General features: G+C 61.1%; 9 protein-coding genes. 2 read left to right on the top strand and 7 right to left on the bottom strand.

The window, feature by feature from the left end; genetic code table 11:
• Positions 1–156: 156 nt before the first annotated feature.
• From AB8E48_RS03320 to AB8E48_RS03290, 7 genes are all read right to left on the bottom strand, one after another.
• A complete protein-coding gene (locus AB8E48_RS03320; protein WP_368885754.1) occupies positions 157–399 on the bottom strand; it encodes a DNA mismatch repair protein in 243 nt (80 codons plus the stop codon).
• Between the two features lie 350 nt (positions 400–749).
• Positions 750–1,001: a DNA mismatch repair protein gene (locus tag AB8E48_RS03315; RefSeq protein WP_070688809.1), complete on the bottom strand. Its 252-nt coding sequence runs from the start codon at positions 999–1,001 to the stop codon at positions 750–752.
• Between the two features lie 234 nt (positions 1,002–1,235).
• The gene (locus tag AB8E48_RS03310; RefSeq protein ID WP_368885753.1) at positions 1,236–3,719 is read right to left on the bottom strand and encodes an aconitase; all 2,484 of its coding nucleotides are present in this window, start codon (positions 3,717–3,719) and stop codon (positions 1,236–1,238) included.
• Positions 3,720–3,935: 216 nt separating this feature from the next.
• Positions 3,936–6,389: a primosomal protein N' gene (locus tag AB8E48_RS03305; protein ID WP_368885752.1), complete on the bottom strand. Its 2,454-nt coding sequence runs from the start codon at positions 6,387–6,389 to the stop codon at positions 3,936–3,938.
• A gap of 33 nt (positions 6,390–6,422) precedes the next feature.
• Complete coding sequence (gene metK / locus AB8E48_RS03300; protein ID WP_005506182.1) at positions 6,423–7,628, bottom strand: methionine adenosyltransferase; 1,206 nt, start codon at positions 7,626–7,628, stop codon at positions 6,423–6,425.
• 175 nt (positions 7,629–7,803) lie between these two features.
• Complete coding sequence (uvrC, locus tag AB8E48_RS03295; RefSeq protein WP_368885751.1) at positions 7,804–9,744, bottom strand: excinuclease ABC subunit UvrC; 1,941 nt, start codon at positions 9,742–9,744, stop codon at positions 7,804–7,806.
• Between the two features lie 141 nt (positions 9,745–9,885).
• Positions 9,886–10,566, bottom strand: coding sequence for a lysophospholipid acyltransferase family protein (locus AB8E48_RS03290; protein WP_368885750.1), 681 nt, complete (start codon positions 10,564–10,566; stop codon positions 9,886–9,888).
• Between the two features lie 620 nt (positions 10,567–11,186).
• Between AB8E48_RS03290 and AB8E48_RS03285 the strand changes: the two genes are divergently transcribed.
• Positions 11,187–13,604, top strand: coding sequence for a nitric-oxide reductase large subunit (locus AB8E48_RS03285; protein WP_368885749.1), 2,418 nt, complete (start codon positions 11,187–11,189; stop codon positions 13,602–13,604).
• Positions 13,605–13,606: 2 nt separating this feature from the next.
• Entirely contained in the window at positions 13,607–14,449 is an 843-nt protein-coding gene (locus AB8E48_RS03280) for a transposase (RefSeq protein WP_368885748.1), read from the top strand.
• Positions 14,450–14,487 lie beyond the last annotated feature (38 nt).

Below are 14,487 nucleotides of genomic sequence, written 5' to 3'. Positions count from 1 at the left end.
GTCGCATGGGCGGCGTATGCAGCTTATATTCACAGCGGCGGTTCGCTACACACTTCCTCCGCGCCTACGCGGGGAACCCGCCCTCGCAGAGCTCGGGCACCCTGAGGGCGCATCCGGAAGGCGCAGCATCACCGCATCACACCGGAGCAGAAATCCTTACACGTACGCGCCGCGTGCCGACTCCTTCGCAGCCAGCTCATCCGCATGACCATAAGCGTAGAAAATCTTCGCATCATCCAGCTCAGCAAAACGAGCCAGGTAACGGCACACCGCGCCACGCTGAGCCTTCGTCATCGAGGACAGCAGCACAGGGTCCGGGTGGGTAATACCGTTGTCGCGGGCCGGTGCCGAATTGCCGAACTCGGGCTCGTAATCAGAGGTGATATTGGTGAAACTCATCGGTGAGTACCTTTCCTTAGGGCGTTTCTTAGTGGAGCGCCGCAACAATGCAGACGCAACCGGAGGCAACACCGCGAAAAGAACCTACGGAGAACACCGGAAGTCTCCTCGCAGAAGTGGATGTGATACCTCTAAAGTACCCAAGAGCTAACCAATGTTCAAGAACCATCAGGGCACGCCCCCATAGTGGACACATACCCGGTTGTCAGGAAGAAATCAGGGGCTTCATGGCGACATACGACCGCCGGGGTCCCAGCCGGGCTCAACCCGCCCGAAAGCCAGCCCGAAAAGCAGAAATGCTACCGCACTCGTAAAGAGTGCAGCAGCATTTCAAAAGCTAATAATGCAGGCTACGCCATAGTTGCGTAGAGACCGCGCTCGGCATCCTTACGAGCCAGCTCGTAGGCGTGACCGTACGCGTAGAAAATCTTTGCGTCATCCAGCTCAGCGAAGCGCGCCAAGTAGCGGTAAACAGCTCCTCGTTCCGCAACGGTCATATCGGCAAGCAACACGGGGTCAGGGTGCATGACGCCGTAATTGTGTACAGAAGCAGACCCGCCGCATGCAGGTTCGTATGCGGGGGTGATCATAGTCTGAGTCACCAGTATTCATCTTTCGTTGGTGCGCACGGTTGTGAGGCATGCGCGAAGTTGAGTGATAGATACCGCTGATACCCTCTCGACAAGCACCGAAATAGTATCCGCAGTGCTGAATATTTTACCGTGGATACGGCAACTACGCCAATTAGGAGCATCTAGGGCTGCCATCAACCATTAAATGCACATAGGTGCACGAAATACTGGAGGTGTGCCCCCCCCCCCGCGGGCGGGACTAATCTACACCCCGTTTGCCGGTGCAGTACTGGTCTGGGTGGTACTGGTCTGGGCTGCGCTTGCTACAGTTTCTTCGTCATCGTCCCCGTCATCATCAAGTCCCAGAAAAGCCGAGACCATCGGCAACGGATTGAACTCGCTCAGCCGACCCGTACGGTCCACCTTGCGCATCATGAACGCACGCTGCAAACGCCGCTGAGTCCACGGCGAAAGCACCATCATCAGCAGCGCCTCCACCACAAAAATACCGACCAGAATCCACAACAGTAGATCCGAAGAACCCGCCTGCTCACGCAGATGCTGAGCCTCCGCCGCCAAACGATCGAAGCCCTCCGAACGCAGGCGCGAAGTATCAAGCCAGGTCAACGCCGAGGCGCCCGCCGGTGATGCCGTGTTCAACAGCACCGACAGCATCAGCAGAAGCACCGCATACAGCCCGTAATGCGTGGTGCGCATCAGCTTCTTCACCCGCGCAAAACCACGGTTCAGCTCCGCGCCAACATCAGTGAAGCCCGCTGCCTTCTGCGCCTGCTCCCCCGCCGGCATCATATGCGGCACCAGGCGGTGCGAAAGCATCAACGGCACCGGCGAGCACGCATCAAAATACTGCATGTGACTATTTACTGAAGGGCCCGGCAGGGTCACAAAGGTGACATCCACCCCGGCGGGCTGAGTGATATTCGACCTGCCAATGCTATCTCCACGAGCGGAAATCTCGCACCGGTCAGCCACATCAAGGCCCCGCAGCATCGGCGCGTAGGCGCGCACATACAGGTGGCAGGCGCTACGCACCGACATCATGAGCACCAGAATCAGCGCACCCCAAAACGCCACCGAGGCGGCGGTCAGCTCAGGGACCGCGCCCTCAACACGTAGCTGAGCCAGCAGCAGCATGAACACCGCGTACAGCATGAAAACGCCGTGCACGAAGAGCAGCGGAATCAACCACTTCACATAGGCGCGCGTGCCGTACGGGTTCACCAGGCGCACATCCGCCGGGGTGTTTGCGGAGGTAGTTGCAGAGATTTTTGAGGAGGCGGCTTTCTTGCGGACAATACGCACCCGCCCCTTCAATGCACCCGGCACACTCGCAACCAGCGGCACCACGCTCAACGCCAGGGGTACCAGCATCGCATGATGCAGCAGTGAACGGTACGGGCTGAACAGCAGGGCAACCTCCACCAACCAAGAGAACGCCGCAACCGCGCTCACCCACAGCAGCATCGCGCGGTTACGGTAGCCGCCCCCGGCATCCAGGTGCCCCGGAATGTCGTTGCGGTCACTAGCAATAATGCTAATCGGAACCAAGCCGCTACCCAGGCCGTAGAAGAAACGAATCGGCTTCTTACCCGCCGCCGCACGACGACGCAACAACTCGTACCCCAGGTAACCGCCCTGCGAATGGGCAATAATACCCACCGCATCGCTACGAGAACTCAAATCGTCCAGCTGACGATCCAGACGCGCATAAATACGCTCCAAATCGCGTGAATCCGGGCTGGTTGCCGTCTGAATCAGCTGCGTAGGAATAGCCTTCACCAGCGCCCACAGCTCACGGGCACGACGAGCCAAAACCCAGCCCACAATACCCAGGCCGAGCACCGCCGCCAGACCCGTAAACGCACCCTGCGGAGTACCCAGGGACGCCACAAAAGCATCACGGAACGTCATCACAGCCATGACCGCCAGCACCAGCCACAACGCCACATTCACAAACCGAGCCGTAGAACGCAGCAAGTGCCCGGCACGCTCACGCCAGGTCACGCCGGGGCGCTCATAGTAGAAGCAGAACATCAAAAACAACGGCAAAACCGACGCCAACCAGGGCAAATGCTCCTTCAACGGGCGGTAATGCCGAGGCCGCCAGAAGCCCTCCTGAAAGAGGACGCTACGGCGAGTAACCGTGCGAACCGGGCGCGGCTTCGGCTGAGGCAGGCGCGGTAACTCAATGTTGGGTAGCTCAATATTCGGGAGTTCTACCTTGGGAAGCTCAATTTTCGGCAGATCAATCTTAGGGAGCTCAACCTTAGGAAACTCCACCTTGGGCAACTCTACCTTCGGAAGTTCTACTTTGGGCAGACTGATTCTTGCAGATTCTTTGGGCTCGGAGGCTTCGGTAGGCTCAGAGGCTTCGGCGGGTTCTTCCTGCGCGGAGTTCTCTTCAACCTGCGGGCTTTCCTCAGCAGGGTTTGCAGGGTTTGCAGAGTCGGCAGGGTACTCCGTGCGCTCAATCGTCAACGAATACGTCAACTCGCTATGGTGGCTCGTCGGGCTCACCTCAGCGGCAGGCGGGAGGGTATCGCCGTCAGGAATCACCTCAACACGCACCCGCGCGGAAGCCTCAGCGGCGGGGGTATTTTCAGGGTTAGCAGAGTCGGCGCCCGTATTCAGCGCCAACAGGGTCTGCACGCTATCCGCCACCGGCTTACCAAAATACGCGAGCGTCTCGCCGTGATTCTGATAGCCAATACCGTGAATCAGCAGCACCGCCGCATCATGATGCTGACCCTTGCGGTGCAGGGCACTCTTCGGATGCGCAGAAGCATACTCAGCCAGTCGCCGCTGCTCACCATCAGGCAGTGCACTACCTTCAGCAGATGAGGCACCTTCGACACGCCTCTCACCTCCTCAGCGCACAACGCGCCCGCAAACCCGCGTGCTCAACACCAAACACGGAGCGAAAAACCGCCCCTCACTAGAACACTACAGCACGTCCAGGCCGTCACAGCGAATCTGAACCGGGCGCTCCCCCACGTTCTTCTTCAACGCCGCAATCGTTGCACGCGTAGCACGCAACTCACGGGTCACCTGCTGCGCAATGCCATACGAGAAGAACATCAGGGTACGCCAATCGCCCTGAACCGGCGCCTCCTCAGAATCCTCCTCAAGAGACTCCGACCAGGCAAAATACCCCTGATCCAGAGGAACCGGACCCACAATACGCAACTGCTCACGCACCCGCTCCGGCAACGCAGAAGAGCCCAAGAACTCCTCCATGAAGGCGCGAACATCCGCCTCCGCACCGGTCACCGCAGCCGTACGAACCGCCGGAGGCAGACCCGTCTGAGCGCGCTCCTCCAGCTCCCGGCGAGCAAACCACGCCGGATCCCAACGCACCAGCGCCTGCTCCACCGGCGACGGCGAAGCAGTCGTCACCACCGTGCCCTCAAGAGCCGCCGGACGAACCAACGCCGCCGCGTTCAACCAGCGACGCAACGCCGCCTCCGGGGCACGCAACGAATCAAAACGAAGCATCTTATCAGCGTCCAAAAGAAGCGCCGCCGCATAGCCGCCAAAAGCCACCGGCTCAGCACCCGGAGTCGCCACCACCAACGCAGGCTCAGGACCAACCGACGCCCGCACATGGTCACCCGCCGAAGAAATCACCGGAACATTCGGGAACGCACGACCCAACTCCTCAGCAGTACGAGTCGCACCCGCCGCCGAATAACGCCAATGCGTAAAACCGCACTCAGAACAACGCCACTGCTGCGCCAAATGGCCGCACCACGAACACGACGGAACCGACGAACCCGAAGCCACCGACAAAGGTCCGCTACACTCGCCACAACGCGCCGGCATGCGGCAACGCTCACACGAAAACGACGGAATATAACCGCTACGCGCCACCTGCACCAACACGGGACCACGCGCCAACGCCCGACGAGCATGCTCAAACGCCAGGTGAGGAATACGCGCCATCGCCGCCAACGGGTCACGCGCCAACTCAAACTCCGAACCCGTCGAAAAAATACGCGGCGAATAATCACGCACCAACGCACGCGGCGCACGCACATGAGATGCCCAACGGGTACGCACCAGACGCGCCGCCTCACTACTCATACTGAACCCGGCAAACAGCGCCGCAGTATTCTCAGCAGAAGCACGCAGAAGCAACACATCGCGGGCATGACAATACGGGGCGCGCTGCTCCACCAGCGAAGAATCGCCGTCATCCCAGCACACCACCAGGCCCAGGTTCGCCACCGGCGCGTAGGCCGCCGCGCGGGTACCAATCACCACCGGCACCTGCCCCAAACGCACCTTCACAAACCCGTGATAGCGAGTATGCGGAGTCGAATCAGAACTCAAACGCACAAACGAGTCAGCGGGCAGACGCTCGGCGAGCGCCGCCTCCAGAAGATCCAGGTTCTTAGCGGTCGGAACCACCGCAATAGCGCCGCGGCCACTCGCAGCAGCAGCCGCGAGTGCGGTCGCCAAAACATCCGCCCACGTGTGCTCCAGGTGGCCGGGAAGAACCGTCATCACGGCGCGAGTTGCGGCACCGGCGGCAACATCTTCAATGAACTCCGCGCCGTTCTCGTAATCGGAGAAGACGGAGGCGGCATCCGGCGCGTCCGGGTTCAGCGTCGGCGGGTCCAGCACGAAGGGTGCGGGCGCGCCGGGGGTGGCAAGCCAAGCGTACGGGTCGGCAGTGCTGGAGGCGGCGGAGACGGCATCAGGCTCAGATTCCGCACACTCAGGTTCCGCGATTTCGGGAGCGTTTTCCTGCGGCTTCTCCCCCGCGCTCGCCGGGGTGCTCTCGGAGACGTTCTCCGGGGTGCTCTCGGGGGTATTGGAAGTACTTACCGGGGCAGAATCGCCCAAATAATCCGACTCATAACCCGGCAGAAGGGGCGCATACTTCTTATCCAGCGCGGCAATACGCGGCGGCACCGCCAGACGTAGCACGTTTGCCACCGTGGAGGCGTAACGGTCAGCAAGCGCCTCGGCAAGCGCAAAAATTTCGGGTGCAACAGAGGGCACACGCGACAGCACCGACTTGAGCGGCAGCAGCGAAGTGCGCGTCCAATCGGTCGTGGCGGCACGCTCCTCAATGTAACCGGTCATCTCGTGGCCGTTGAACAGCACGCGCACGCGGGCGCCGGGCACCGCATCCTCACTCAGCTCAGCGGGCACGCGGTAATCAAACGTGCGGTCCACCTGCGGCAGGGTGCTATCCACGCGCACACGCGCCACAGGGTTCGGCACGCCGCTCGCCTCCAACTCGGCGGCAACATTCACCGGCTCCGGGGCCGCAGGAATCAGGGCATCACGAAGAGCAGGAAATCCCTGCAACAGGTCAAGCTGTTGCAGGGATTCCTGCTGGGCACCCAACGGTGCCGAAGAGTTCGATTCAGAACTGCTCTGAGTCACCCGAATCAGCGTGCTCCTCTACCCTGACAGATATTAGGAGGAGGACACTGCCGAACGCAGTGCATCCACGCGGTTCAGACGCTCCCAGGTGAATTCCGGCTCGGTACGACCGAAGTGGCCGTGAGCTGCGGTCTTCTTGTAAATCGGGCGGCGCAGATCCAGTTCGTTAATGATTGCCAGCGGGCGCAGGTCGAAGACCTCACGCACAGCCTTCTCAATCTTGATCGGGTCGACCTTCTCGGTACCGAAGGTTTCAACGTACAGACCGACCGGCGCTGCCTGGCCGATAGCGTACGCAACCTGAACCTCGGCGCGGTCGGCAAGACCGGCACCCACAATGTTCTTCGCAACCCAACGCATTGCGTACGCTGCGGAACGGTCCACCTTCGACGGGTCCTTACCGGAGAACGCGCCACCACCGTGACGAGCCGAACCGCCGTAGGTGTCCACAATGATCTTGCGGCCGGTCAGGCCCGCGTCACCCACGGGGCCACCCTGAACGAAGCGGCCAGCGGGGTTCACAATGAACTTGGCGTTGGAGGAATCCAGCTCGACGCTACCCAGAACCGGCGCGATAACGTGCTTCTCAATGTCTGCACGCAGGTCAGCCAGGTCGTAGCTTGCGGTGTGCTGGCTCGAAACAACCACGGTATCCACGGAGACAGGCACGTTGTTCGAATCGTAGCCGAGGGTCACCTGAGTCTTGCCGTCGGGGCGCAGCTCGGTCAGCAGGCCGTCCTTACGGACCTTGGTCAGACGCTCAGAGAGGCGGTGCGCCAGCCAAATCGGGGCGGGCATCAGCACGTTGGTCTCGTTGGATGCGTAACCGAACATGATGCCCTGGTCGCCCGCACCCTGGCGGTCGTACTCGTCAGCAGCGATGCCCTGACGAACCTCGAGGGACTCGTACACGCCGGCGTTGATGTCCGGGGACTGCTCGCCAATGGAGACAGACACGCCGCAGAACTCGCCGTCGAAGCCGCGGGTAGAGGAATCGTAGCCGATACCCAGAATGGTCTCGCGCACGATGGAGGGAATTTCGACGTAGCTGGAGGTGGTCACCTCACCCGCAACGTGCACCTGACCGGTGGTTACCATGGTCTCCACAGCAACGTTCGCTGCGGGATCCTGGGCGATGATGCCGTCAAGGATGGCGTCAGAAATCTGGTCACAAATCTTATCGGGGTGGCCTTCAGTCACCGACTCGCTGGTGAATAGGCGCAGATGGTTATTACTCACGGTTTCCACTCTACTGGTTGAGGGCGCGCGAAGATAGCGCGCTCGTAATGATGACGGTTTCCTTCAATTATGACACGTTTGTTAAGCGCCATTACGAGGCGGGGTGCTGCGTTCGCACCCCGGGCGGGCCTTCACTCAGCGCCAGCAGGCACTTAGGCCAGCGCCAGCCAGAGGATTAGGTCAGCGCCGCCAGAATCTTCTGAGCCAACGCCGGACCAATACCCGGCACCGCCGTCAGCTCCTCGGCGCTCGCCTGCTTAATCTGAGCCACCGACCCGAAATGCTTAATCAGCGCGGCTCGCTTCATCTCGCCCAGACCGGGCACCTCATCCAGGGCGGAGGCGACCATCGCTTTACCGCGCTTAGAACGGTGGAAGGTGATAGCGAAACGGTGCGCCTCATCGCGGATGCGCTGCACCAGGTACAGCGCCTGCGAGGTGCGCGGCAGCACGACCGGGTAGTCGTCGTCCGGCAGCCACAGCTCCTCCAGACGCTTAGCGATGCCGGCAACGTACACGTCCGTAATGCCCAGGTCGCTCAACGCGGCGGAGGCGGCAGCCACCTGGGGCGGGCCGCCGTCCACGAGCACGAGGTTCGGCGGGTAGGCGAACTTCGCCGGCTCGGGCGTGGAGGCGTCAATCTCGCCGGAACGCACGGGGGCTGCTTCGCGTTCCGCCTGCTGCGCCAGGTGCCTCTTGAAGCGGCGGGTAATGACGTCGTACATGCTGGCGGTATCGTCGCGCGCGGCGTCGCCGGTAATGCTGTAGGTGCGGTAGGCGTTCTTCGCGGGCATGCCGTCCTCAAAGACGACCATGGAGGCGACCACGTTCGTGCCCTGCACATGCGAAATGTCGTAGCACTCGATGCGCAGCAGCGGGTCGGGCAGTTCGAGCGCTTCCTGTAGCTCCACGAGGGAGGCACTGCGGGTGGTCAAGTCACCGGCTCGGCGGCTCTTGTGCAGGGTCAGCGACTGGCGGGCGTTCTCGGCAACCGTCTTCATGAGTTCTGCCTTGTCACCACGCTGCGGGACGCTAATCTCCACGGGACCGCCGCGCACCTCCGCCAGCCAGGATGCCAGCTGTTCCTTATTCTCAGGCTCCACTGGCACGAGCACGGAGCGCGGAATGTCGTAGCTGTTCAGGCTCTTCTCGGCGTCCTTCTGGGAGGCGAGGCTCGCCGCAATATCGCTGTACACCTGCGCGATGAGCTGCTCGATGAGCTGCGCGTCGGTGCTGTCGTTGACCTTCTCCACAATCCAGCCGCGCTGGCCGCGAATCCTGCCGCCGCGCACGAAGAACACCTGAACGGACGCCTCCAAATCGTCCTCCGCGTAGGCGAACAGGTCGGCGTCCACGGTCGCGCCGAGCACCACGGCGTTACGCTCAAACGCCTTAGTCAGCGCGGCAATATCGTCACGAAGAATCGCGGCACGCTCAAAGTCCATCTCGGCGGCGGCTTCCTTCATTTCCGCGGTCAGCTGAGCAATATGCTTCTCAGCACCACCCGCCATGAACCGGGTCAGCCCACGCGCCAACTCGCGGTGCTCCTCCGGGCTAATCTTGCCCACGCACGGCGCCGCACACTTATCGATATAGCCGAGCAGGCACGGGCGACCACTATTCTTCGCCCGGTTAAACACGCCGTTCGTGCAGGTACGCACCGGGAACACGCGCAACAGCGCATCCAGGGTTTCACGAATCGCCCACGCCTGCGAATACGGACCAAAATAGCGCACGCCCTTACGGCGCTCACCGCGAGTCACCATCGCGCGCGGGTACACGTCATTGACCGTAATCGCCAGGTACGGGTACGACTTATCGTCACGGAACGCAATGTTGAAGCGCGGCGAAAACTCCTTAATCCAGGTGTACTCGAGCTGCAGCGACTCCATCTCGCTCGCCACCACGGTCCATTCAACGCTCGCCGCCGTATGCACCATCGCGTAGGTCTTCGGGCTCAGCGTCTGCGGGGACGCAAAATAGCTGTTGAGGCGGTTGCGCAGATTCTTCGCCTTACCCACGTAGATGACGCGGCCGTCAGCATCGCGAAAACGGTAAACGCCCGGGTCGGTAGGGATTTCGCCGGGGGCGGGGCGGTAGCTGGAAGGCTCTGCCATGGGTACTTTCTCCTCGTTCTACTGGGCTTTACGGTGCTGCGCATACGACAAACCGCGCATCCTACGCCGAAATCCCCCATTGCGCGGGGGTCGGTGCGTGGATGCGCGGTTTAAGTCTACGCGGTATAGGCGGCGTGTGCCCTAGCCTGCGTCACGTGCGGCTGAGGGCGAAACGTTGTATTCGTGCTTGCGTGCCTGACCGGACAGCTGAGCAATCTCATCCATGATCGCGTCGGTGGTGACGCGGCGCTGCTTGCCGATCATCTTCTCGCCGGTCTTCTCAAAGTAGAGCGGCTTGCCCACGCGAATCGTGAAGCGGCGCGGGTAAATCATGTTCGAACCGGGCTTCTGCAGGCGGTCGGTACCAATCAGACCAACCGGAACCACGGGCGCGCCAGTCATGTGCGCCAGCCACGCCACACCAATCTTGCCGCGGTACAGGTAGCCGTCGCGGGAGCGGGTGCCCTCGGGGTAAATACCGAAGACCTTACCCTCCTGCAGCTTCTCCAGGGCGATGTCGAGCGCCTTGAGCGACTCGGAACGGTCGGAGCGGTTCACGGGGATGATGTCCACGGCCTCAAAGAATGCCTTCATCATCTTGCCGCGCGTGCCGGGGGTGTTCACGTACTCCGCCTTGGCGAGGAACGCCACGCGGCGCGGCATCATGGCAGAAATAATGATGGAGTCCAGGAAAGACAAGTGGTTGGAGGCGACAATCACCGGGCCGGTGGCGGGAAAGTTTTCGAGTCCGGTCACGCGGGCGCGGAAGACAGTGCGCAGGATTCCGGTGATTGCTTTCTGGGTGGATTTGTAGAGAAGCACGTGAACTCTCCTGAGGTGCCGATAGATTGCGGGCTGTGGCGGCGACCCGCCGTGGATGCGGGGTGAGTGACCCCTTCTGAATATACGCCGCCAAAGAGCACAAAATCTGTACTGCAATAACCTGTGCCGCAAAAAATTTGTACTGTGTTTAGTAGCGTCGGGTTTTATTATTCCACACACGAGTGTAGGTACGTGAGGGGTGCCGCACTCCCCTTCCACATGCTGGGATGCACCTCCCGCCAACGAATTCAGCGAAAGCCCCGATAGGAGCCCGAGTAGAAGCCCCGATTGAGGGAGCCTGCACGACTTTCGCCCCACCGCTCCCTCCACCGTTGCAGGCGGGTAAATAGCCATGGAAGCTAAGGGTTCAACCTCAACGTAATATTTCAGGTTTTCCGCCTTGTGATTGCAGATTTCCCCGTCAAATAGCCGTGTCACATTATGACGCTACGTCAGCAAAGTTTCGTAAATACGCATTTAATATGCAAAAATGAGAGCAGGGTGGGCTGTCGCACCTCCCTCAAGGACGATTCACCCTGAACATAGTGAGCCGCCCCTCCAGCGGATGTGCGTCGGAACCACTCCACCTAAAAATTCCACGCACACTGGAGACATACACTATGGCTACAAAACCCGTCTCGCGTGCGGAGGCAGCAAAGATTGCCCGCCGCTCAGACACGGTCGGTGCCTATGCCGGTAAAGGCTGGGTACAGGCTGTTGCGTTTGTGATGCTCCTGGGCTTCACCATCATGGCAGTCCTTGCAATGCGCACCTACGCACTCTCCATGCCGCTACCCGACAAAATCGTCGGCAATGACGGCAAAACCATCGCAACCCAGGAACAGATCCTGCACGGTCAGGAACTCTTCCAGGGACGCGGTCTGCAGCAGTACGGCTCCGTCCTGGGCCACGGCGCATACCTCGGCCCCGACTACACTGCAGAATACCTGCGTCTGACCACCGATGCTGCCGTCAAGGAGTACCGTGAGCAGGGCAAGCAGGACCCCCGCGAGCTCGTGAAGAACGAGTGGCGCAAGGAGAACAAGTACGACGAGCAGACTAAGACCATCACCTGGTCCGCTGGTGAGACCAAGGGCTACCAGCTCATGCTCAAGCACTACCGCGAAACCCTGATGAAGGGTGACACCTCGCAGGGCCTGTTCCCCGACGCCATTAAGAACGACGAAGAACTGCACGACCTCGTCGCATTCTTCGGCTGGACCGCATGGGCATCGGCGGCTGACCGCCCCGACCAGCCCTACTCCTACACCAACAACTGGCCCTCCGAACCCAACGTGGACAACAAGCCCACCGCGGATCTGATGGTCTGGTCGGCACTCTCCCTGATTGCCCTCATCGGTGGTACCGGTCTGATGTTCGCCATCTACGGCCGCTGGTCCCGCGCAATCGGCTGGCACGCGGAAGAGGCACCCGTCCTCGACTTCCGTCAGCCCGACGAAGTTCGCCTGACCCCCTCGCAGAAGGCAGCCTGCCTGCTCTTCGCGACTATCCTGGTGCTGTTCCTGCTGCAGGCTCTGGTGGGTGCGCTCACCGAGCACTACCGTGAAGAACTCACCGGATTCTTCGGTATCGACATGGGTCAGCTGCTGCCCTACACGGTATCCCGAACCTGGCACCTTCAGCTCTCCCTCTTCTGGACCGCAGGCGCGTTCCTGGCGGGCGGTATCTTCATCGCCCCGCTCATTACCCGCCGCGAACCCAAGAAGCAGGGTCTGCTCACCTACGTTCTCATCGGCGCCGTGGTCTTCGTGGTCCTCGGCTCGCTGCTGAACGAATGGTTCTCCCAGAAGGGCCTCATTCCCAAGGAACTCACCGGCTTCTTCTCGCAGCAGTGGGAGTTCCTGGACCTGCCGCGATTCTTCCAGATCCTGCTCACCGCGGGTATGTTCATCTGGATCGTCATCGTCTGGCGTACCCTCTCCTCCCGCCTGAAGGGCTCGAAGAAGACCTCCCTGCCGTGGCTGTTCCTCTTCTCTGGCCTCGCCATCCCCATGTTCTACGCGGTCGGCCTGCTCGCAGGTCAGCGTACCCACGTGACCGTCGCCGAGTTCTGGCGATTCTGGGTGGTGCACCTCTGGGTGGAGGACTTCCTCGAACTGTTCACCACCGTGATGGTGGCGTACATCTTCGTGCTGCTCGGCGTGGTCCGCGAGCGCATCGCAATCGCCATTATCATGATGGACGCCGTGCTCTACTCCGTCGGTGGTGTGATCGGTACTCTGCACCACACCTACTTCGTCGGTACCCCCTCCGAGCAGATGGCATTCGGTGCGTTCTTCTCCGCAGCTGAGGTTATCCCGCTGACCTTCCTGACCGTTGAGGCGTGGGGCTTCATGCAGCTGGGTGCTCGCCAGTACTCCAACCGCACCAAGCCTTTCCCGCACCGTTGGGCTGTTATGTTCCTGATTGCTGTGGGCTTCTGGAACTTCCTCGGCGCGGGCGTGTTCGGCTTCCTGATTAACCTGCCGATCGTGTCCTACTTCGAGATTGGTACCGCGCTGACCGCAAACCACGCACACGCATCCATGATGGGTGTGTACGGTATGCTCGCGATCGCGTTCGCGGTGTTCGGTCTGCGCTACCTGATCCCCGAGGACAAGTGGCCTGAGAAGGGTCTGAAGTTCTCCTTCTGGACCCTGAACATTGGTCTGCTGTGGATGTCCTTCATCTCGCTGCTGCCGCTGGGTATCGCTCAGCTGTACAAGTCCGTTGGTGAGGGCTACTACGAGGCTCGTTCCTTCGCGTTCATCCACGACGGCGCTTCCGCCGTGATGGGTTGGATGCGTATGCCCGGTGACGTTATCTTCCTGGTCGGCATCATCCCGCTGATCAAGCTGGCGCTGCTGGCTCTCAAGGAGATCTTCTCCAAGAACGCTAAGGAAACCGTCCTGGAGCTGCCCGAACCGCCGCTGTACGAAGAGGTTGAGGACGCTCGCATCGCAGAGTTCGCCGGCGCGAAGGCTGCCGAGGAGCTGCCCGAGCAGACCAGCCCCTACCGTAGCGATCGTCGAGGCTAACCATGCCTGAGCAGATTGCTGGAGTTTCTTTCCTCGTGTGGCTTGCCTGCGTGTACGCGCTGGGCCTGGTCGCCGTGGGTTGGGGCTTCGATATTCTCGCCAAGCGCACCAGCCAGCGCATGGTGGCGGCACGAACCTTCGGGTTCACCTACCACGAAGAGAGCGACGCGTGGCTCTGCCCCGAAGACCAGTGGCTGTGGGCGACCGCATTCGACTCGGACAACCGAGTGATGCGTTACCGCGCCAAGCCCAGCGTGTGCAACACCTGCCCGATTAAGGACACCTGCACCGTCTCGGCAAACGGCCGCGAGCTCACCCGCGAAGTGGACGAATGGCCCTACTCCGAGTCGGGTCGTTTCCACCGCGGACTGGCGGTTGCCGTGTCGCTGCTGGGTGTGGTCATCCTGATTGGTGCCGCCATCGTCTGGCACTCCCCGCTGGAGCTTCTGGTGGAGGGTGCCGCCGCGGTGGTCTGCCTCTCGCTGACCTACCCGCTGGCTGTGAAGCTCATGCGTTCCCCCGCGAACTTCGAAAACGATCCGAAGCATATTCACGCATCCACCGCTGATGAATCGGTGAACGTGAAGATGGACCGTTTCGCGGCGAAGTGGGGTGGCGTGTCGAATGAGCGTAAGCGCCGTACCGAGCAGACCCGCAAGCAGATGATTGCGGAAGCAACCCTGCCGGTTCGTACCTCTGCCCTCGACCCGGACCGCCCCGCCTGGAGCGGTACCGGCACCTCGGTTAAGCGACTGCACAAGACCACGAACGAGGTCCTGCAGGAGCAGAACCTGGCTGAGGTTGAGGCGGCTGAAAAGCTGGCAGAGCAGATGGCGAAGAAGTAGCGCTGCACAAGTTTTTCCGTTCCGGCGGCTGACCGGCT

Origin of the sequence: Rothia mucilaginosa (assembly GCF_964211445.1) — a bacterium.
GTDB classification, from domain to species: Bacteria; Actinomycetota; Actinomycetes; order Actinomycetales; family Micrococcaceae; genus Rothia; species Rothia mucilaginosa_E.
Note: the sequence above shows the minus strand (reverse complement) of the source record. Positions and strands in the feature narration are given on the sequence as shown.

Excerpts from the sequence above, each read along its gene's own strand:
- AB8E48_RS03280 (WP_368885748.1), top strand. The coding sequence starts at position 13,607 with ATGCCTGAGCAGATTGCTGGAGTTTCTTTCCTCGTGTGGCTTGCCTGC.
- uvrC (WP_368885751.1), bottom strand. The coding sequence starts at position 9,744 with ATGGCAGAGCCTTCCAGCTACCGCCCCGCCCCCGGCGAAATCCCTACC.
- AB8E48_RS03320 (WP_368885754.1), bottom strand. The coding sequence starts at position 399 with ATGAGTTTCACCAATATCACCTCTGATTACGAGCCCGAGTTCGGCAAT.
- AB8E48_RS03285 (WP_368885749.1), top strand. The coding sequence starts at position 11,187 with ATGGCTACAAAACCCGTCTCGCGTGCGGAGGCAGCAAAGATTGCCCGC.